Annotated in this window: 20 protein-coding genes; 10 read left to right on the top strand and 10 right to left on the bottom strand. The window is 51.0% G+C overall.

Features of this window, described 5'->3' with window-relative positions:
* Positions 1 to 7: 7 nt before the first annotated feature.
* Positions 8 to 202, bottom strand: a complete 195-nt coding sequence (locus MRS74_RS00100) for a hypothetical protein (protein WP_254578235.1) — start codon at positions 200 to 202, stop codon at positions 8 to 10.
* 168 nt (positions 203 to 370) lie between these two features.
* On the opposite strand from MRS74_RS00100, the gene MRS74_RS00095 reads away from it, so the two are divergent.
* The 3 genes from MRS74_RS00095 (at position 371) to MRS74_RS00085 (ending at position 2,243) form a co-directional block, all read left to right on the top strand.
* Positions 371 to 1,252, top strand: coding sequence for a hypothetical protein (locus MRS74_RS00095; protein ID WP_254578234.1), 882 nt, complete (start codon positions 371 to 373; stop codon positions 1,250 to 1,252).
* Between the two features lies 1 nt (position 1,253).
* Positions 1,254 to 1,754: an ankyrin repeat domain-containing protein gene (locus MRS74_RS00090; protein WP_254578233.1), complete on the top strand. Its 501-nt coding sequence runs from the start codon at positions 1,254 to 1,256 to the stop codon at positions 1,752 to 1,754.
* A gap of 81 nt (positions 1,755 to 1,835) precedes the next feature.
* Positions 1,836 to 2,243, top strand: coding sequence for an ankyrin repeat domain-containing protein (locus MRS74_RS00085; protein ID WP_254578232.1), 408 nt, complete (start codon positions 1,836 to 1,838; stop codon positions 2,241 to 2,243).
* A gap of 3 nt (positions 2,244 to 2,246) precedes the next feature.
* On the opposite strand, the gene MRS74_RS00080 is transcribed toward MRS74_RS00085, so the two are convergent.
* Positions 2,247 to 3,791 carry a type IV secretory system conjugative DNA transfer family protein gene (locus tag MRS74_RS00080; protein WP_254578231.1) on the bottom strand — a complete coding sequence of 515 codons (1,545 nt, stop codon included), beginning with the start codon at positions 3,789 to 3,791 and terminating at the stop codon, positions 2,247 to 2,249.
* A gap of 342 nt (positions 3,792 to 4,133) precedes the next feature.
* Here MRS74_RS00080 and MRS74_RS00075 point away from each other — a divergent pair, with 342 nt between their 5' ends.
* Positions 4,134 to 4,343, top strand: a complete 210-nt coding sequence (locus MRS74_RS00075) for a hypothetical protein (protein ID WP_254578230.1) — start codon at positions 4,134 to 4,136, stop codon at positions 4,341 to 4,343.
* A gap of 46 nt (positions 4,344 to 4,389) precedes the next feature.
* On the opposite strand, the gene MRS74_RS00070 is transcribed toward MRS74_RS00075, so the two are convergent.
* Both MRS74_RS00070 and MRS74_RS00065 read right to left on the bottom strand, forming a co-directional pair.
* Complete coding sequence (locus tag MRS74_RS00070) at positions 4,390 to 4,566, bottom strand: hypothetical protein (protein WP_254578229.1); 177 nt, start codon at positions 4,564 to 4,566, stop codon at positions 4,390 to 4,392.
* 170 nt (positions 4,567 to 4,736) lie between these two features.
* The gene (locus MRS74_RS00065) at positions 4,737 to 5,462 is read right to left on the bottom strand and encodes a SprT-like domain-containing protein (RefSeq protein ID WP_254578228.1); all 726 of its coding nucleotides are present in this window, start codon (positions 5,460 to 5,462) and stop codon (positions 4,737 to 4,739) included.
* A gap of 718 nt (positions 5,463 to 6,180) precedes the next feature.
* Here MRS74_RS00065 and MRS74_RS00060 point away from each other — a divergent pair.
* Genes MRS74_RS00060 through MRS74_RS00050 form a run of 3 tightly spaced genes read left to right on the top strand, consistent with a single transcriptional unit; the run spans position 6,181 to position 8,581 of the window.
* Entirely contained in the window at positions 6,181 to 6,531 is a 351-nt protein-coding gene (locus MRS74_RS00060) for a hypothetical protein (protein WP_254578227.1), read from the top strand.
* Complete coding sequence (locus MRS74_RS00055) at positions 6,528 to 8,153, top strand: relaxase/mobilization nuclease domain-containing protein (protein ID WP_254578226.1); 1,626 nt, start codon at positions 6,528 to 6,530, stop codon at positions 8,151 to 8,153. The genes MRS74_RS00060 and MRS74_RS00055 overlap by 4 nt, the downstream gene beginning before the upstream one ends.
* Positions 8,154 to 8,197: 44 nt before the next feature.
* Entirely contained in the window at positions 8,198 to 8,581 is a 384-nt protein-coding gene (locus MRS74_RS00050; RefSeq protein ID WP_254578225.1) for a hypothetical protein, read from the top strand.
* Between the two features lie 93 nt (positions 8,582 to 8,674).
* On the opposite strand, the gene MRS74_RS00045 is transcribed toward MRS74_RS00050, so the two are convergent.
* From MRS74_RS00045 to MRS74_RS00030, 4 genes are all read right to left on the bottom strand, one after another.
* Positions 8,675 to 9,379, bottom strand: a complete 705-nt coding sequence (locus tag MRS74_RS00045) for a competence protein CoiA (protein WP_254578224.1) — start codon at positions 9,377 to 9,379, stop codon at positions 8,675 to 8,677.
* A 46-nt stretch (positions 9,380 to 9,425) separates the two neighbouring features.
* The gene (locus MRS74_RS00040) at positions 9,426 to 10,457 is read right to left on the bottom strand and encodes an AAA family ATPase (protein WP_254578223.1); all 1,032 of its coding nucleotides are present in this window, start codon (positions 10,455 to 10,457) and stop codon (positions 9,426 to 9,428) included.
* A complete protein-coding gene (locus MRS74_RS00035) occupies positions 10,442 to 12,013 on the bottom strand; it encodes an ATP-dependent nuclease (RefSeq protein WP_254578222.1) in 1,572 nt (523 codons plus the stop codon). The genes MRS74_RS00040 and MRS74_RS00035 overlap by 16 nt, the downstream gene beginning before the upstream one ends.
* 67 nt (positions 12,014 to 12,080) lie before the next feature.
* On the bottom strand, positions 12,081 to 12,473 hold the full coding sequence (locus MRS74_RS00030; protein WP_254578221.1) for a hypothetical protein: 393 nt from the start codon (positions 12,471 to 12,473) through the stop codon (positions 12,081 to 12,083).
* Between the two features lie 439 nt (positions 12,474 to 12,912).
* Between MRS74_RS00030 and MRS74_RS00025 the strand changes: the two genes are divergently transcribed.
* Complete coding sequence (locus MRS74_RS00025; protein ID WP_254578220.1) at positions 12,913 to 14,499, top strand: peptide chain release factor 3; 1,587 nt, start codon at positions 12,913 to 12,915, stop codon at positions 14,497 to 14,499.
* Positions 14,500 to 14,550: 51 nt separating this feature from the next.
* The gene (locus tag MRS74_RS00020; RefSeq protein WP_254578219.1) at positions 14,551 to 15,357 is read left to right on the top strand and encodes a TatD family hydrolase; all 807 of its coding nucleotides are present in this window, start codon (positions 14,551 to 14,553) and stop codon (positions 15,355 to 15,357) included.
* A gap of 26 nt (positions 15,358 to 15,383) precedes the next feature.
* On the opposite strand, the gene MRS74_RS00015 is transcribed toward MRS74_RS00020, so the two are convergent.
* The gene (locus tag MRS74_RS00015; RefSeq protein ID WP_254578218.1) at positions 15,384 to 15,773 is read right to left on the bottom strand and encodes a hypothetical protein; all 390 of its coding nucleotides are present in this window, start codon (positions 15,771 to 15,773) and stop codon (positions 15,384 to 15,386) included.
* A 41-nt stretch (positions 15,774 to 15,814) separates the two neighbouring features.
* Entirely contained in the window at positions 15,815 to 17,725 is a 1,911-nt protein-coding gene (locus MRS74_RS00010) for a beta-ketoacyl synthase (protein WP_254578217.1), read from the bottom strand.
* Positions 17,726 to 18,036: 311 nt separating this feature from the next.
* Here MRS74_RS00010 and MRS74_RS00005 point away from each other — a divergent pair, with 311 nt between their 5' ends.
* On the top strand, positions 18,037 to 18,693 hold the full coding sequence (locus MRS74_RS00005) for a YiaD family glycine zipper/OmpA-like lipoprotein (RefSeq protein WP_497536482.1): 657 nt from the start codon (positions 18,037 to 18,039) through the stop codon (positions 18,691 to 18,693).
* Positions 18,694 to 18,872: the final 179 nt, after the last annotated feature.

The following is an 18,872-nucleotide window of genomic DNA, read 5'->3' as shown; positions in this document are numbered from 1 at the left end:
ATAAATTTTACTTATTGCCAGAATTGTTCTTTTTCTGGTTATAAGCTGCGTCATAGTTTTTCTTTTCCTGGTCACTCCAGTTCGGATTGTTCGCAGGCCCTTTGTTCTGGTTTGCGTCATTGGCTCCCTGCTGGCGCATATAGTCCTGATTGCTCATTTTGTTCACCATTCTGGTCTGTTGATGGCAACGGGCTTCTCCCATTGCCTATTTCCGACTGTATATGAGCGTTTCAAGGTCCTTCCTCGCAGCGACCTCGTCTGCTTTGGCGTGTAGGGAAAACAGGGACTAGACTTGATGTGTGGGACACGAGGGCTGATAGTTGAAGCTCTAGGTAATAGACGAGAAATCAATTACTTAGGGAGTAATTCCATGTACTCGGATTGGCAGCTCAATCTAATTCGAAATGCGTTACGTATGTATAAAGAGTGTGAGAGAAGAGAGGACGGAAAGGCTTACAGCTGGCAGGATATACATGCCGCTATTGCCGATTATACGGGCTATGAAATCAGTGAAAGTCAGAAGCTAGGAGCAGAAAGCATAAGAAAATTTGTAGAAGGGGAACCTCGTAAAGGAGGTTGGCGTCATTTTTCAAAACCCGATTGGGTTCCATATTCTGTGGAGTTTTTGACGCATGATGATGTTCTGGTATTAACCGAAGATGAACTTGATGGTTACGTCAATGATCTAAAAGCGGCTGCGTTCTTAACTGATTATTTGTATGGTGATAGATTTTACAAAACCACTGTTGGAACTAAGTCGGGTTCGTATATTGCTAAAACCGAAGAGAAGTTTGACTTTGTTGCTATAGATCTTAGTTTAGAGGGTTGTGTTAACCCTTACATATATGAGATCTCGTTAATTGAGAATTATTATTCACGTGACTCTTCTGAACGATATGAAAAATGGACTGATAAAGAAAAGCAGGATGAGCGATTATCTTATTTTATGTCTTCTGGTTGGGCAGTGCACACGCCTGAGGATGAATTGATTGTATATCTTAAAACAGCAGATGGTGTTAATGAGACTTTGTATACAGCTACTCTATTTGGTGATGGTGGATTGTTGAAAAAACTGCCGGATGAATTTGTTCTTGTGAAAGCTAAATCAGGACATTCTATTTCGCATTATAAGCGTGAAGAAAAGAAATATGAAGGTTGTAATTTTACGGTGATGTTTACTTCTTCTATTCATGAGCAGATTCTACTTTTTTCTATGGTCCTTCCTAGTAATGTTTCTGTTATAGGTGAGTAGTATGACAAATCCTGCCGATGATAAACCACCAAAAAAAACAAAATTAGCAGATTATCATATAGAAAAGTCAGATAGTCTTGACGAAGTTCATCGCAAAAGTCTGAATTTTTATTTTAGTAATTATGTTGAAAGTCATTCAGAAGCCTCTAAGGAAAAGAAGAGGGAGATGATTGATAGAATATTATATATCGTTAAGAGGGGGCGGGTCGATTTATTTAATATATATCTTGAGCATGGGCTTTCTATAAACATTCAGTCCGATAGAACAGGTTTCACAATATTGCATATGGCTGCTGCTTGCGGGGCAAGAGACATCTTGCGTGTTTTGATTAAGCGAGATGACTGCGACTACCTTTTACGTGATAAGAAAGGAAGGCTTGCTTCCGAATTGGCTTATTTGTGTGGGCCTACACCAGATGTTGCTGTTAGTCGTTTACTTGGAATTAAGGAAAAGAAACAAGCTGATAAACTCGGTATAAAACTAACTCGGCGCCCGTTATAAGAATTATTTTCTTGCGCTGGTTTTGCTATTTGTCATATAAGAATATACGTTTTGTTTTACGTAATAAAATGGATTTGGCAAATGAATAGCAAGGAAGAATTTGAAAGAAGGCGTAAGCTGGATTTTAATAAGCAAGTAGATTCTGCGGGCTCTACAAAAAAGTTGAATGAAGAGTTTCTGGATGCCATACGCTGCGGTAATCCGGCTCGTATACAGGCTGCTTTTGATAAGGGTGCATCTGTAAATTACCAGAGTGATGAAACCGGCTTTAGTCCGCTTCATATGGCTGCTGCCTGTGGCGCACGACATGCTGTACGTGCGCTGGTTGCTTTAGACGAAACTGATTATCTGTTACGAGATAAGCAAGGTCGCCTGGCATCTGAATTGGCTTATCTTGGAGGCCATCAACCCGATGTGGCCGTCAGCAGGCTGCTCGGTATGAAAGAAGTGAAACAGGCAGAAAAGCTTGGTGTCACCTTAAGCCGCTGACCTCTATTCGCTTGTCAAAAGCCTCCCTTGGATGTGTTGGAAGAAAGGGCCTTTCTTATCAAAGTACTCCACCCGTTGCAGGATCATCGGATGGTAGCCCGTCCACATGATGATTTGCCGCTTGAGGCTGTCATTACGGGCAAAATACCGCATGATCTCTTCGGGTGTCATGAGGTCATATTGATCAAGGCTTTCCGTGCGTCCGGTCAAACCGTGTTCGCGGCTATCCGGGGCAACCTCGCCTTGTCTTGCGACTTCGACAAGGGTCTTGCCCAAACGCTTTGAAATATACTCTGTTGTCGTCAGATCATTGTTACCGAAGAATTGTAGTATCCCGGCATTGGCGGCGAAGGATTCCCAACGCTCGCCATACAAGGCCTTGCCCTGGCTCCAGTCCTGTAACAGGACCCAGAGCTTCACATCAAAAGAGGCAAGCTGGCCGACCGCATTTTCCAGTTGGCGCATATAGCCGAGCACAGGGAATTCATCGAGGCAGGCAAGGACCGGCGCAGGAGGTCTTTCCTTAACTCGTTCCATCGCGTCGAGAAGCTGATTTATAAATATCCTGAGCCAGCGATTGCTCATCTCGATCCGCGTGGCCGGAAAGCATAGATAGACTGTCATACCCTCCGGAAGGCGTTTCAAATCGGCCAGATCAAAATCGTGTTTCATGACCGTTTGGCGCATGGCGGTATAGTCCAGGAACTTCGTATGACGGCGGACTACGGAGAGCACGCTGTCCCGCTCCCGATCGCTCTTTTCGTAGAAATCGCGTGCGGCCCCCTCAATCGCCCCGCCGATATCGGCAGTGCCAGGCCATTGCCCAAGATTGGCTGCGTTTTCAAGCATGGCGCGCTCCAGTGCCGCTAAGGGCTCGTCATCGGTAGCGTCCGGGTCCGGCCTCATGGCCTGCTTGATCAGCTCTCGCACAGTGACGAGGTGCCGCTCCTCCCGGTGTTCCGGTGAAGTGGCCACATGCAGGATAACGCCCTCGATGAAGTTCTGGGCGCTTTCATCCCAGTGATCATCCCGGCTTCCCTGTGCGCGAACGACGATGGCCTCTGCGATCAATCCGGCATCTTCGATGATTGTCGGGCTGGTGATCTTCAGGACAGATAACGGGTTATATCCGGCTCTGAACTCATCAAGCGAAGAAGGGCAATAGCCGAACGGATCGAGGACATGGACTTTCTGGCCCATCCGGGCTCTGGCAGAGGCCGTTATCGTCGCGAGCTCTCCTTTGGGGTCGGTTGCCAGGACTGAGCCGCGATAGCAAAGGAGGTTCGCGATCACCGTAACCGATTTGCCTGATCGTGATCCTGCCACCGTCAGGATATGTCGGTTGTCCTCGATCCCGACCAGCTTTTCACCGAACGCTCCGACCAGAACCTTCTTTTCCGGATCGGCGGGATTGTAGGACAGTATCCGGCTTGCCGCGATTTTCTCCGGCGATTGCCATCTGGCGCGTGGGGCTGATTGCTCCTTCAGATACCGGCTTGTGTCACCTCTCGGTATATCCTTGAAAATCTCATGGGTACGCCTCGCCATGGAAAACCTCTCATGCAGTTGTGTCTTTACCGCACAGCATGAGCCTTGGCTGGTGTGACAAACCTCGTGCTTTCCTCGTTGCCAGTGGTGTCTTTCGATAGTTTTTACGGTCCTCATCTCCGTCGTTTCAAACACATCGCGGCATGGCTTATCCCAGCGAATAACCCGTAATCCTTAGCAAAGCTGCCGGTCATGCTGCGCGGCGTGTCAATGGCTTGCCCGCTCCATTCGGGCTGCGTTGCAGCCCTCCCGTGTTGCCATGACACGTGACCTGCAGACTTTGCTTTAAGGCGGGTACGGCTGGAATAGCCCAGCCGCCCAAATTGAAACAGGAGAAAGATCATGACGACCGATAACGAAAATACACAAACTGAACAACAGCAGAATGAAAGCAACCTGCCCACCCATATCGCCAAGGTCCGGCACGGCTACGGAAAGCAAGCTACTTACGAGAGGATCGGCGCGGCGTGGCGCAATGAGAAAGGCAGCATATACGTGAAGTTTCACGGCACCCAGATCGTCAGTGAATTCACCCTTTTTGAGGTCAGCTAGAACCAGTCTGGGAGGGCTCAAGCGGCCCTCCCGGATATTTTTGTTGTTACCGCGATCCGCAGTAGCGGCTGATGATTTTCCAGAACCGTTCGGCCCGGTGATTGCCGTGCCGCCTGGCTATCTCTGACTTGGCTTTCGCGCCTTCAGTCAGGGAGGTCAGGCTCCCTTCGCATTCTTCCTGCAAAGTCAGGATCGCGTTCTCCAATACTTCATAGATGCTCATTTTTAGTCTCCTCTGGCGGACCTCAGGATCAAATTCCGGAGGGCTATGGAGCTATTGGAATACAGGTGCGATTGAGCGAACCTCGTGCGTTCCTCGTGACATTGACAGGCACCAGGCAAAAAAACGGGAAGCCGTGGGCTTCCCGTGATCTTGAATATTGAGGGTTCCGGTCAGGCCGGAGAGGAGGGCTCGGGTTCCATCAAGGCCGGTTCGTGCTGCGTTCCTTTCTGGTGGTTTCCCTGGCAGAGCGGTAATTGACCGGAACAGCCCCGCAGGCTCTGTCCGCACTGTGAAAACGTGCAGACATATTTCAGACGTTCACCGCTTCTGGTGATCTCCTCGTCGCCCTCGCTATCCCGAAGCTTGCGTGATGGCTTGGCGTGCTGCGGTAACTCGACCCAATGCACTTCCAGCCCTTTAGACGAGAGCCGGGTGGCGGCTTTGTCAAAAAGCCCGCCGGGGATGATGGAATGGAAGACACGCTCGCCTGTCTCCTTGCCGCCTTCTTCTCCAGTGTCAGTGGGCTGTAGACCAATGCTTTTCATTTTCTCTGCCCACTGGCGATTATGATAGGAACCGCGACCGCTCTTCCCGTAATGATGTTGCCACTGGTGCACCATCTCATGGGCAAGGGTCGCCAGTACTTCTTCGCTCGAACGGCCCTTGAAATGGGCAGGGTTGAGCGCGATTTCATCGGTACGCTCGCCATCCTGCCGCGTAAACCGGTTTCGGGAGAAAAATCCGTAGGTCCGTTTCCGTCTTTGCAACGTCAACAGACAGCCGGGAAGTTCACCGTCAAACAGGTGCCGGTTCAGGTAATCGTACAAATATTGCAGCCGGTCATAGGTCTCTTTGGTCGGCTTGATGATGTTGGTGGGAGGGGAGTTCTCTGTCATGGCATGGCCTCCTGATCAATATGGGGGACCTGCCTTTTTGGGATGTCCATTCCAGTCTGGAATGTTCATTACAAGAGGTCTGAAGGCATCCCGTGGGGCAGGGATGCTTGATGGTTTCATGGCTGTCTATAAGCCTTCCTCTTGCCAACCTCGCGGTATCCGTATAGACCTGTAACGCAGGTTATACTGCGCCAGATGTCTTAACGCGGGAACCGGCGTTAAGACTTTTTTAACCTCTCGCTCTCTACAATTATTTGTAGAGGCGAAAAATGCGAACGACAGTGAGCACAAGGTGTGAGTGGTAATACCGCTTCGCGCTATTTGCACCACTCCCACCTTGCGGGGGGACTTACCAGTCCCCCGCGTACCCCCCTCGGAATGTCATGGCTCATCCGTCTTGTGGACGTATTCACCTATGACATTGCCATGCTGCATTGCTTCATATTGTTTGCGTGCAAGCATGGGCAACATTTCGTCGTTGCATCCCGACCAGAGGAGATTCGGCTCTCCCTGGACCCATCCGGCTATGGGACTTCAGCTCCCCTAGCAACCCTCGACCAGTGAATTCGGCACTGGACACCGACCAAAAGGAGATTGCCGCTCTCCCTTTGGAAACCCATCGGCCAGGGCTGGACGTGAACCTGGTCCCGCGATGAGGATCGACAGGCGCGAGGAACGTGTGAGGTTGTCATCAACACGGACAGCTTATGGTCAGCGGATGGATACGCCAGACAAGAAAAAACGACTGCCTCCTTATTCCTACCGGCCTCCGGTCGATCTGCGGGAGGAGTTCGAGCGCCGTGTCGAGGCCTCAGGGCTCTCGACGTCGGCCTTTATTACCAAGCACTGTCTCGGCGAAGTCCTTCCCTCACAACACCGTAACCAACCAGAACAGAAGAAAGACCTCGCCCGTCTGCTGCATGAGGCGGCGCAGATCAAAGAGGCTCTGGATGAGCTGAAAGCCGGACATCCTGATCCGGAAGTCCTAGTAGACACCATCGAACAAGCCAAATCCGAACTGGTCGTTATCCGTACTCTCATCATGCAGGCGCTGAGGAGGAAGTCATGATTTCCTTTGCCAGCGAGCGCGGATTAGGTCAGGACCTTGCCACCCACTTGATGAATGCCGATCAGAACGAATATGTCGAAGTCGCCTTCGTGCGCGGAGCCGTGGCCGATGATCTTCATGGCGCTTTCGCCGAATGGGAAGTCCAGGCGCACTCGCTCACCAAATGTAAGAACTACCTTTACAGCGTTTCGATCAATCCCGATCCGGCGCAAGGACCCATCACCCGCGATCAGTATCTCGATTACATAGGCCGTGTTGAGCAAAAGCTGGGTCTGGAAGATCAGCCTTGTGCTGCCGTCTTCCATATCAAGGAAGGGCGCGAGCACTGCCATGTTGTCTGGTCAAAAATCGACGCCGAGAAGGAAAAGGCCGTCCACCTTGCCTTCGACCATGACAAGCTGATGGCGGTCACGAGGCAGTTTGCTCGCGCCCATAATCTGTCGCTTCCCGATGGCTACCACAGGGAAGGGGGGAGCGGTAAAGATCAGCTTACCCTTTACGAGAAGGCGCAGGAACGCCAGAGCGGTATCAGTCACGAAGAGCGCATGGAGCAGGTTACAGACGCCTGGCGGCAGAGCGATAACGCCAAGGCGTTTGTCCATGCCCTTGCGGAGCAAGGTTACATTCTCGCTAAGGGCCGCAGGCCCTATGTGCTCGTTGATTTCTACGGCGGCATGAATGCCCTGCCGAAGATGATTGATGACAAGACCGTGCGCACCAACGACATCCGGCAGTTGCTTCAGGATGATTTTCCGCCGGAGAGCCTGCCCACCGTTGCCGAGGCCAAGGCCCTCGTCGCCGACTACCGGAAGACGATGGAGGCGTATTTCAAGGACGAAGAACGCAACGAGCAGGTCGAAGCGCTCAAGCAGAAGCAGCATGAGCGGCGCATGGAACTGGCTAAGGAGAAAGAGCAGCTTCAAGCCCGCCAGCGACAGGAAGCGGATACGCTCGTGGCGAAACAGAAAGAGCAGCGCGCCGGGTTACGGGGCAAGCATACCGAGACACTGACAGCTTTGAAAAGGCAGCGTAGGACGTTTCGTCAGAACGGTCTGTCTTCATTCCTCGGGAAAGTCACCGGGATCAGTCTGATCCGCAAGAAAATCCACAAGCATCAGGACCGGAAGGTAATCAGGGCCTATCTTGCCGACAAGAAGGAGCTTGCTGAAACGCATCGGTTGGAACGGGACGAACTGACCAGGCTCCATGAGTTCCAGTCTCTGGATATAAACCGTCGGCTAAAGGCTCTCGATCATGTTGATAAGCGGGAGCTGAAAACACTACAGGAAGCGCGGCAACGGGAAATCCGCGTCTTTGCACGCGGTGGCCGGTCACAGATGCCGGCATTGAACCTGGCGCTCACGCCTCCCGGCAGAAAGGCCGTGCCGCACAAGGCGATCAACCGGCATAAGAACAAATCTTTGGAAGAACGCTTTGTCCAGGCGAGGGACCATAAGACCCCGGATATCGAGTTGTCGGAAGAATTCAAGCGTGTCGCTGATACCGAGGACTCCGGCAAAACCGGCGGTAATGACTCCCGTTCCAGTAAGCCCAGGTCGCCGTCAGACCAGCAGCGATTCAGACGGAAGGGGCGAGATTCCGACAAGGACCGTGATTTATAGCCGGTGCAGACTGGCACCCAACATCTAAGTCAGGCAGGTGATTTATGTCGAGCACATCAAACACAACTGATACCCCAAGTGACCACAAGGCAGTTTTCGAAAAGCAGGCCGAGAAGGCGGCCAAGATCATCAAAGAGCATGACTTTGACAAGATGGGCTATGACGTCTCGGTTGTTTCCGTCTACGCCAATGCCTTCGTCAAAGGTTCATTGTCCAGCGTCTATTCCATCTCGAAAGATGAGGCGGAACAGGCGATCAATGCCCAATTCAAGGAACTTTACGGCAAGACACCAGCAGAATACCGGGAGGGACAGCCGGTCAGGCTGTCTACTCCCTACCGGCAAGTCAGGGACGGAAAAAGTGATACGAGAGCGACCCGGCACCGTCTTGCCAGAGGCAAGGACAATGACCGGGATCGAGGTCGGTAAAGGTAAAAGCTGCATTAGAATCTGGGTTCAATCCAAAAGCCAATTGGAGGTGCTGGTAAACGCTTTCGTTTAAGGTTGTATACGTATATGTCTTTAATAAATATTCCAGCCAGATGGAGAATAGCTAAACTCTGATTTAAGTATGCTGTCAATCCAATTGTTAGTACTAACAGAGAAAAATCCTGGTGCTTTAATTGGGCGTTCATCTTCCGGATCAAACCATACTATTGGTAAAATTGAAATCTGTCCTAGTCCCCCGCCTATATTAAGATCTGTCGGGAATACATTACCAAATTCCTCTTTTAATCTATATTTAAGAATGGATTTGGTAACCGTTATGAAACGTGGTTTATAGAGTACCCAATAGCACTCAACACCGGAATTTATATATCTCTCCTGGCGTTTGAAATATTCGCTTAAGTGTTGATAGGAGTGCTGTACTTCAAAAACTATTTTTCGATTTTGATATTCAAAATAAATATCAGCTTTCCATTTTTCACTCTTAAGTCCACCGGGGACCTCATCTTTTGCTTGAATGGACTTTTTTCTCAGTTCTTTTATAAAAGATTCCTTGGTATTTAAATGCCATATTGTCTCGGGAGCTGATGCGCATTCGTCAGAGTAATGAGAGAAAAACCTTAATCCATTTGCACTTGTTTTAGGAATTGCAGGTGCGCCACAACAGAGCATTGAAAAATCACCTACTACGTGATTTTTCTTCATTAGTTCCCACGATTCCATATCGAAATCAGAACCGGCTGAAAAATTACCATCTTTATTTAGTGCGACCTCTGTCATTTTATTGTCCGTATGTTTTTCTATTTTGGTTTTAAATACGCAAAGATTAGCGTGATTTAAATGATTTTAGTTCTTTCTCGTCGATGAAATATAAGGCTCTATTAGACCTTGTACATGCTACATATAGTTTGTTTCGGCTGGAAGCAGGTAATTGAGAAAAATCACTATCAATAAAGCCTTGTAAGGCTTTGGGATAAAGGGCGATACATACATCTTTATAGTTGTCCAGTCCCTTTGATTTTCCCCAGTTGTTCGAATGGCAGGGATATTTGTGATGCTCTTTAAAGAATAGTTTTACAATATTATCATCATAAAAAATTTCAGTAATAGTTTTCTCGCCATTAAGATAATGAATTTCATATTCGTCATTCTTGAAAGATTCTATATTAATTCCCAGATTCTCCCTTACAAAGGTACAAATTGAAGGCGAGCATCGGAAACTATGCGATAAGGATTTAGTATCAACTTTAAGGCCGATATCAAGAAAGTGTTTTTTATACTTATTGAAATCGTCGTAAAGGCTTTTATTTATTGCTCCATCTCTACTTGTGTCGAATGTATGCTGGAAAAAATCACCTACTAGCAAAACGTCAATTTTGCTCTTGCAAATTTTTTTTAGAAGATTGAAATCATGCCCTGCAAAATCCTGAACTTCATCCACTAAAAAATCATCATAATATTTTTCCAGTCTGGACATGATATCACTAGCGGCATTGTCAGCTACTAATTTTGCAATTCGATTACTGTAGAGTCGCTTGTTTTTATCAATATAAAACTTTCTGTCAGTTCTCTTTAGTCTTAAGGTAAACTGCGGCGGGGTGTCCCAATTAATTCCTTTCGAGTCCCAAATGTAATGCAGAAACGGTTTATAACAAAAAGAATATAGGAAAGTGTAATATGTCTGGATAGTAATGTTTTTGGGGATATGGCCAAATTTCTCAATTACTTTTCGATTGAGGTGGTGGCAATTGTTTTCTGTATAGGTAATTACGAGAGACCGCCTATCGAGTGATAGGCTATTTATGATATGAGTAGTCTTGCCGGAACCTGCAACGGCAAATATTACCTTCTTATCCATTCGAAAGCATTTCCTATATATTTTGGAGCGACAAGACGGTCCATACCCTGTTCAAGTATTTTTAGGGCTGCATCAGCTTTATTTGATAGCATGTACTCTTCAACAGATAATGTTTTTCTACCTGGGGACAATAGCTCTTCGCATAACGCTTCATTATCTTGATATATGCATTTTTCCAGAGTTGTTCTGTCAGTATCGTTTTCGTCACTGAAAACCTGTACCAAATCTCCCGTATAATCTGCATAATTATCTATACAGTTTTCCTGGTGCTTCCCGTCGTTATCTCGAATTACCGCAGTTTTGATCTTCAATAAATTTGCTAAATCTAGATAGCGCTTAAAACTGGTACCGCCAACTGAGATAATATGAATGTTAGCGTCTTCTGTTTTCTCTCTATACGTGTTCTCGTACATACCATCAATAAGCATATATTCGGCGTCCCCTTCCACTAGCAATACTTTTTTGGATAATATGAATTCCAGTATTTTATTGTTTGGGGCCTTAATAAAAAAGTTTGCTGTATCGTCCGGCAAATCTGAAAGAGAGATAGAAATGTTTTCTAGCGGGCTTATTAGAGAGGCGTTATGAAGGTCTAAACGCGAACACACACTGTTACTATGTGTTGCAATAAATATTTGAGTCTGCGTTGCTTCTTCAATTTCGTTAATAAGCTTTCTCATATTAAGATGGCTGAGATGGTTTTCAGGCTCTTCAATGAGTATTAAATCTATAGGTTTGGCTCCTTTTCTTTGCTGCAAGGCAAATTCTGTTTTAATAAAACATTGCTTACCTTTCCCCATTTGTGCGACAGGAATTCCTTCTTGTGTAATCATTAAATCCTGTTCAAGATTAGATTTTCCATCGCTCTTTACATCAAACTGAGTTTTATCTAATGCTGCATTTAGTTGAACTAAAGATTCTACTGTGAAGTTCGCTTTGGAGTGTCTGTAAGCATGATTGTTTTTATGGCGCTCCACCAAGCTAGTGTTGGCTTCATATAAAGATTTAGTATACTGCCGAGTTGCGTACTCAGTCCCAATTAGGGAGCTGTCGATTAAGATGTGGTTTAAAAATCTTCGGTTTTGTGTATACAGCTGACCAGCAAACGTTGAAAACTGAATGTTGTAATATTCAAAAGGAAAAAGTGCACCTTCATGTTCTAGAGCGCACTCTATTTCTTGACTGTATTCTTCGATCATCGGCTCGCAAGCAAGCTTAACGCCATGGCAGACAACTTCGTCAGAATTATTTTTTCCATCTAGAAGTAACTCGCCATAATCATTCAAGTAAATCTCAATTACCATGTGCGGTAGGTCCGTAAGTTTCTTATCTCCCTTTAAAAATTCAGTAACGATTTTTTGATGGAATAAAGTTTCCAAACCAATAATTTCAATGCGGGAGCGACTGCCTGTTAGTACCAGATCAATAGCTTGCAGAATTGTACTTTTACCTGCTTCATTGTCACCGATAAAAATATTTCTTTTTTCTCTAGCTATATACTCAAAGCTTTCGAAACGTTTGAAATTAACTAATTTTATTTTCTTTATGTATTTCATATATCTTCCTTAATTGGTTATGTCATCCTTGATACTTGATGCTAGTTCGTATTTTACGAATAAAATATCAGGACAGCTTGAAATACTCTTGGTAGTGCTCTTTTTTAGGCGTAGGTCGAGTTTGCGATTTTATTAAATGATGATTCCACGCTTCAAACTTAGCTTTTGATATTGGATTGTAAAGGGTATTTTTAATTGTGAACACATCTAGTATATAGATTGTGTTGTGAATAAATTTCAACCAATTCGAGAATGGGATAAGCGATCTTATTCTACTCTCAAGCTTTCGTGCTTCATCAATAGAACTATACCCCCCTCCGGTGTGTAGCTTCTTTGTTTCAGCCCGATCGGTAATCAAATCCATCAACTCACGGCTGGCCAATACCGGTGTTTCAGAGACACCGTCAAGATTACACAAGCCGAATTTGAACAACCATTCCTTACATTGCATTTCATTCATACCAAAGTTCCTTCTATACCAGTTGTTCTTCATGAAGGCGTCTTATTGAGGTTTACCCAACAGAAGCGCTGCCCCGGCTCTTGGCTTTCCCCGCCCTCGCCGGGAGGCAGGGGTTCGTGGTTCCGAACCCTTATTGAAGGGTAGTAAGCCCCATGTCAGCGTCAAGGACTACTCGGCGCAGAGCGCCTGTGTTCCTCCTTGACCCTGAAAGAAAGCTTCGCACTAGCTTCGGACGAGACGCTGCTGGATTGGTGTGTTCGCCGTTGCCGTGACTGTCATGTGCTCCATCATTCTGGAACCAACAAGTCCTCGATCGATCTCCTGACATATCAAGCTGATTTGCGGTAAAATATGCCCCATTTTTCATGCGCGGCTCTTCGTGCCTGAGTAGATTTTTTAATGTGTACATATTGGTGTACACAGTAGAGGTAATTCATAAATGTCATCAAGCTCAATCGCTGATGAAGTAAGCAAAAGAAGAACTTTTGCCATCATCTCGCACCCGGATGCGGGCAAGACCACCATTACCGAGAAGTTGTTGCTGCTGGGTCAGCTGATCCAGAAGGCCGGCACCGTCAAGGGCAAGAAAAGCGATCGTCACGCGACCTCCGACTGGATGACCATGGAGCAGGAACGTGGTATTTCCATCACCTCTTCGGTAATGCAGTTTCCGTACAATGGGCGCACTGTCAATCTGCTGGATACGCCGGGGCACGAGGATTTCTCGGAAGATACCTACCGTACTCTGACGGCGGTGGATTCGGCGCTGATGGTGGTGGATGGCGCCAAGGGTGTCGAGGATCGCACCATCAAGCTGATGGAAGTGTGCCGCCTGCGCGACACGCCTATTTTCTCCTTCGTCAACAAGCTCGACCGTGACATTCGCGACCCCATCGAACTGCTGGACGAGATTGAGGAGGTGCTGCGCATTGAGGCGGCGCCTATCACCTGGCCGATCGGTCAGGGCAAGGAGTTCAAGGGTGTCTATAACCTCTATACCGATGAAATCCATGTGTTCGAGCCTGGCAAGGGCTCGGTGCTGTCCGACGATATCCGTATCAAGGGGATTGATTCAGCCCAGGCGCGTGAGCTGCTGGACGACATCTACGACGACTTTGTCGAGGAAATGGAGCTGGTGCGCGGTGCGACCCATCGGTGGGATCGGGAAGCGTTTATGGCGGGCAAGCTGACGCCGGTTTACTTCGGCACCGCGCTGAGCAACTTCGGTGTGCGGGAAATGCTGCATGACTTTGTCGAGTGGGCACCGGCGCCCGCTGCGCGCCAGACCCAAACTCGTCCGGTGGAAGCCGATGAGGCGAACTTCAGTGGTTTTGTGTTCAAGATACAGGCCAACATGGATCCCAAGCACCGCGACCGTATCGCCTTTATGCGGGTGTGCTCGGGCAAGTACGAGCGGGGCATGAAGATGCGCCATACCCGTATTGGCAAGGATGTCAAAATCGCCGATGCGGTGACCTTTCTGGCCGGCGATCGCGAGAATGTTGAAGAGGCCTGGTCGGGTGACATCATTGGCCTGCACAACCACGGCACCATTCAGATTGGGGACACCTTCACCGCCGGTGAAGATCTGAAGTTCACCGGTATTCCGCACTTTGCGCCGGAAATGTTTCGCCGGGTGCGGCCCAAGGATCCGATGAAAATGAAGCAGCTGCAAAAAGGTCTGCAGCAGCTGTCGGAAGAGGGCGCGGTGCAGCTGTTTCAGCCATTGAAAAATAACGATCTGGTGCTGGGTGCGGTCGGTCAGCTGCAGTTTGATGTGGTAGTTTACCGCCTGCTGGACGAGTACAAGGTTGACTGCGTCTATGAGGGTGTCACTGTACAGACGGCGCGCTGGGTCGAATGTGGCGATAACAAGATGCTGGAGGAGTTTCGCCGCAAGGGTTACGAAAATCTGGCGATTGATGGCGGTGGTCTGCTGACCTACCTGGCGCCGACGCGGGTTAACCTGAGCCTGACGCAGGAACGCTGGCCGGATGTTGCTTTCAGGGCCACCCGCGAGCACTGATGCCCTAGGGGCTTTGTACCCAGGGCTCGTCTTTGATGTCGGGGGGTGATTATGGAATCCGATCTGGATCTGTTTGACAGCCACTGTCACCTGGACTTTGACGCTTTCGATGGCTGGCGCGATCAGGCGATGCGCAATGCGCGCAGCGCCGGGATTCGCCAGATTCTGCTGCCAGGCGTGACGGCGCAACACTGGCCGCGCCTTTTGCAGTTGTGTCAGCGCCCGTCTCAGACTGTCGCGAACTATCCTCTGCTATACCCGGCCCTGGGGTTACACCCCTGCTTTATGACAGAACACCGGCCTGAACACCTCGGTCTGCTGCAACAGCGCCTCGTTGCGGGCGAGGCTCTGGCTGTCGGCGAGATTGGGCTCGACTTCTTTATCCCTGATTGCGATGCGCAGGCTCAGCAGCAACTGCTGGAGCAGCAACTGCTGCTGGCCAGGCAGTTCGATTTGCCGGTACTGCTGCATGTGCGCAAGGCCCATGATCAGATGCTGAAAACCCTGCGGCGGCTGAAGTTGCGCCGCGGCGGCATAGTGCACGCCTTTTCCGGCAGCGAGCAGCAGGCGCACATCTATATTGATCTGGGTTTCAGGCTGGGGTTTGGCGGCGTGATCAGTTATGAGCGTGCCACCAGGCTGCGTCATCTGGTGGCGACCTTGCCGCTTGAGTCTCTGGTGCTGGAAACGGATTCCCCCGACATGCCGTTGTCCGGCTGGCGCGATGAGCCCAATCGGCCGGAGCGCGTGGCGGATGTGCTGGGCGTTGTGGCGCAGCTGCGGGCAGAGCCTGCGCGGCAGATTGCCCGCCAGACAACGAACAATGCCTGTGCGGTACTGGGGTTGGCCGGCGGCTGAGGCCGGAGAGTCGGCAGGGGTGGCTCTTAGTTGTTGTCGTCCGGGTAAATCCAGTCGAAGATGCTGTTCAGTGTATTCCAGACCACGGTGGTTTTGTCATTAATCGGCAGCATGTAGTAGCGGCCATTTTCATCCGCAGGCGTGGCGCTGTAGCTTCCATCGGCGGGCTTCAGCATCATCTTTGCCAGGCTCAGCGGGTAGTTGGGCTGCGTCAGCTGCTGATTGTAGGCTGTCTCGATGGGGTCGGCCAGGGCGATGCCGGATGCGACCAGTGCCAGCTCCACACAGCTGTTCGAAGTGCCGCGGCATAGCTCCAGGTAGCGCGTGTCCAGGGTGTAAAAATCTTCCTGTTTGGTCTCAAGTGCGAGGCAGCCACTCAGTGTCAGGACAAGGGCGAAGAGAGTAACGAGGCGCATGGGATTTCCTGTCTGTGATATCTGTGCCGTGGCGCAAGGCCTCAGCACATGTCCTTGAAGGGATTGTCTTCGATCAGGCTGACGGCCTGTTCGTAGCCCGGCAGGCGCACTTCGCTGTCGCTGATCTGCAGGTCGCTGCCTTCCAGTACGCCGTTGTCGTAACGGTAGATCGGTCGGCTCAGGCCTTTGCTGGCGGCATCCTCATAGGCGGCGGAAGCGGCAATGGCAGCTTCGCGCTGCTGGCGCCAGTGGGTCATGGCCTTGGCACCGTGGCGGCGCTCCAGCAGCTGCTCGGTAACAGTCGGTGAGAGCACTGGCGCGCTGGCGTTGTTGCCGCCAAAGCCCTTGGCGTTGAGCAGGACGGCGTCCATGCCCTGGGGTCCGACCTCCAGATGCTGATGCGGGAACAGCAGGTTGCTGCTGTTAACGTCGTCGGCGATTTGCGGCGTGGTGTGGATGCCCGGAATAAAGCCGTACTGCCAGGTGCCCAGTGACATGCTCAGCTGATCGCCGCCGGCGGTGCCCTGGGAGTGTCCCAGGTAGGACTTGATCGCCGCCACGGGCCAGGATTCGATGCCGAAGGCGCGGGCAATTTCGTTCAGTACGTGGGATTCGGTCACGCGGTTTTGCGGCGTGCTGGTGCCGTGGGCCTGTACGAAGCTGCGCTGGCGCAGGGCTTCGTCGCCCAGCAGAGTGCGTACCATGCCGGCAGCCTTGCCAAGGCACAGGTAGTTGCCGACGCCGGGGGCGGAAATCGACTTCTTGTAGCCGTCGGCGTTAACGAACACCTCGGGCACTGAGCCAAAAATCTGGCAGCCCATTTCCAGTGCCAGGTCGTCGCTCATCAGCAGTACGAACTGGCTCGACTCGCCAATGGTGAAGCCGCAGTTGTCGGCGAAGGGGCGGCAGGCGCGACGGTAGTCGTCGCCGCTGAGTTTAGTCAGGCCGTCCAGCGCCAGCAGATCCTTGTCTTCGGCCAGGGCGCCCATGGCGCGAAAGCCTTCGATGATCTCCGGCGTTACAGGGGCATCGCTGCCGCCTACCAGAACGACCTTGCGGGCGCCGCTGCGAATGTCGTTAACGGCGTTGCGCAGGTTGTAGAGGAAGGTGGCGCAGGCGCCCAGGGCACCGCTGGTGACGCCGACATTGCCCAGCACGTAGGCATTGACGAAGTCGGCCGGCATCTGGGCATAGCCCAGTGGCATCTGCTTGGATGTAGTGCGTTTGCCCAGTGCCGGGAATTTGGTCAGGCCGCCGAAGCCGAAGTCGTCCAGCTGGCCGATGGAGTTGCTGGCATAGACGCCGATCTGGTCGGGCCTGACTCTGGCGGCGATACGCTCAAAAGGTACGCCACTGGACTGCAGGGCATCGGAGGCAGCAAAGACGGTCATCTGCAGGTTGCGCGGATGGTTGCGCGACTGGTAGAGGGTACCCGGCGCGAAGCCAGTCGGCAGCATGCCGGCGGATTGCACCTGGGCGGTCTTGCTGTCGGGGAATATGACTTCACAGCGCCCGCTGATGGTCACTTCCACCTGACCAGATCCCAGTGGTCGTACGTCCCAGTTGTCCGGCACCTGCTGGGGCATGTGGCGGCTGCGCAGCTGGAAGCGCAGCTGATCATCCGTGCCCTGAATATTGGCCGGGCGATTGAACATCACCGCATCGACATCAAACCAGTCGGGATGAATGCGCCGTATAAGGGTGTTGTCGATGACCTGCTGCCCGACCTGCATCAGCAAGTCTTCCAGCGGGAGGGCTTCGCCGCGGGCGTTGAGGTACTGATCGTCCTTGTAGCTGGCCAGATTCATCAGCGTCGCCAGGCTGAGCAGCGTCTGCTGGCGGCTGTTCGCATCAAGCTTGTCAAGAATCACGCGGCGATAGGCGTGATGCGATGAAGCTCGGCCGGCCGGATTGATACCACCAAAACCGACAATGACAGGCAGCTGAGACAAAGGGGACTCCTCGGTTAGAACAGGCGCTGGGTTTTAAAGAGGACAGGGTGAAGCGGTGACATTTTATCGGTTGTTCGTCGGACTGACTAGCGCTAATACCCCCGCTGGGCCTTGTGGAGGGTCAATAAATAGTGGCATACGGTTGCCAGCCGGTACAAAGAACCTATGCTAAAGGGGTTATGGTGGGGCCTGCTGGCATGCAGTGAAAATGTGCTTTCAGGGGGCTTCAGTAGCTGTTAATGCAGCACGTTTAGAATGGATCCTGAGCCGCCCGAAAATCGGGCGTAAAAGCTGGAGTTGGACTCTCAATGATGAAAAAAGTAATTACAGCGACGATGTTGGTGAGCGTGCTGGCGGGCTGCACGACTCTTGACCCTTATTCCCGGGAAGAAAAAACCGCGAATGCCACCAAGGGTGCGGGCATTGGTGCCGTGAGTGGCGCGCTGCTCGGCGCCGCCGTGTCCAGCCGCAAGGATCGCGGCAAGGGTGCTCTGATCGGTGCTCTGGTTGGCGGTGCCGTGGGCGGCGGTGTTGGCGCCTACATGGACAAGCAGGAAATGGAACTGCGCCAGCAGCTGGACGGTACCGGTGTCGGCGTTGAGCGTGTGGGTGATGACATCCGCCTGATCATGCCGGGCAATATTACTTTCCAGACCGGCAGTGCTCAGCTGGATACGGGCTTTTATGCCGTGCTGGACGATGTGGCGCTGGTGCTGAACAAGTACAAGAACAGCGCCGTGGGTGTCAACGGCTATACCGATAGCACCGGTTCCTTCGAGTTCAACCAGAGCCTGTCGGAGCAGCGTGCCGCCAGTGTCGCCAGTTATCTGGTAGGTCGGGGCGTATCCCAGTTGCGCTTGACGACCCAGGGCTATGGTCCGCGCTACCCGGTGGCAGACAACGGCTCGGCTGCCGGACGTGCGCAGAATCGCCGCGTGGAAGTCTATATTCGCGGCACCGCGGGCTGATAGCTAATCTCTGTCTGCCGTTCGTCTGAGCGGCGCATAAAAAAGGGCCCGGTCAACAGACCGGGCCCTTTTTTGTACAGGGACGTACTTATCCTGTGGGTGCATGGATGCGCAGGAACAGGGCTTGTACAGGGACGTACTTATCCTGTGGGTGCATGGATGCGCAGGAACAGGGCTTG

It is taken from the genome of Marinobacterium sedimentorum, from assembly GCF_024267675.1.
Taxonomy (GTDB): Bacteria; Pseudomonadota; Gammaproteobacteria; order Pseudomonadales; family Balneatricaceae; genus Marinobacterium_A; species Marinobacterium_A sedimentorum.
This window is presented reverse-complemented; position numbering and strand designations above follow the sequence as displayed.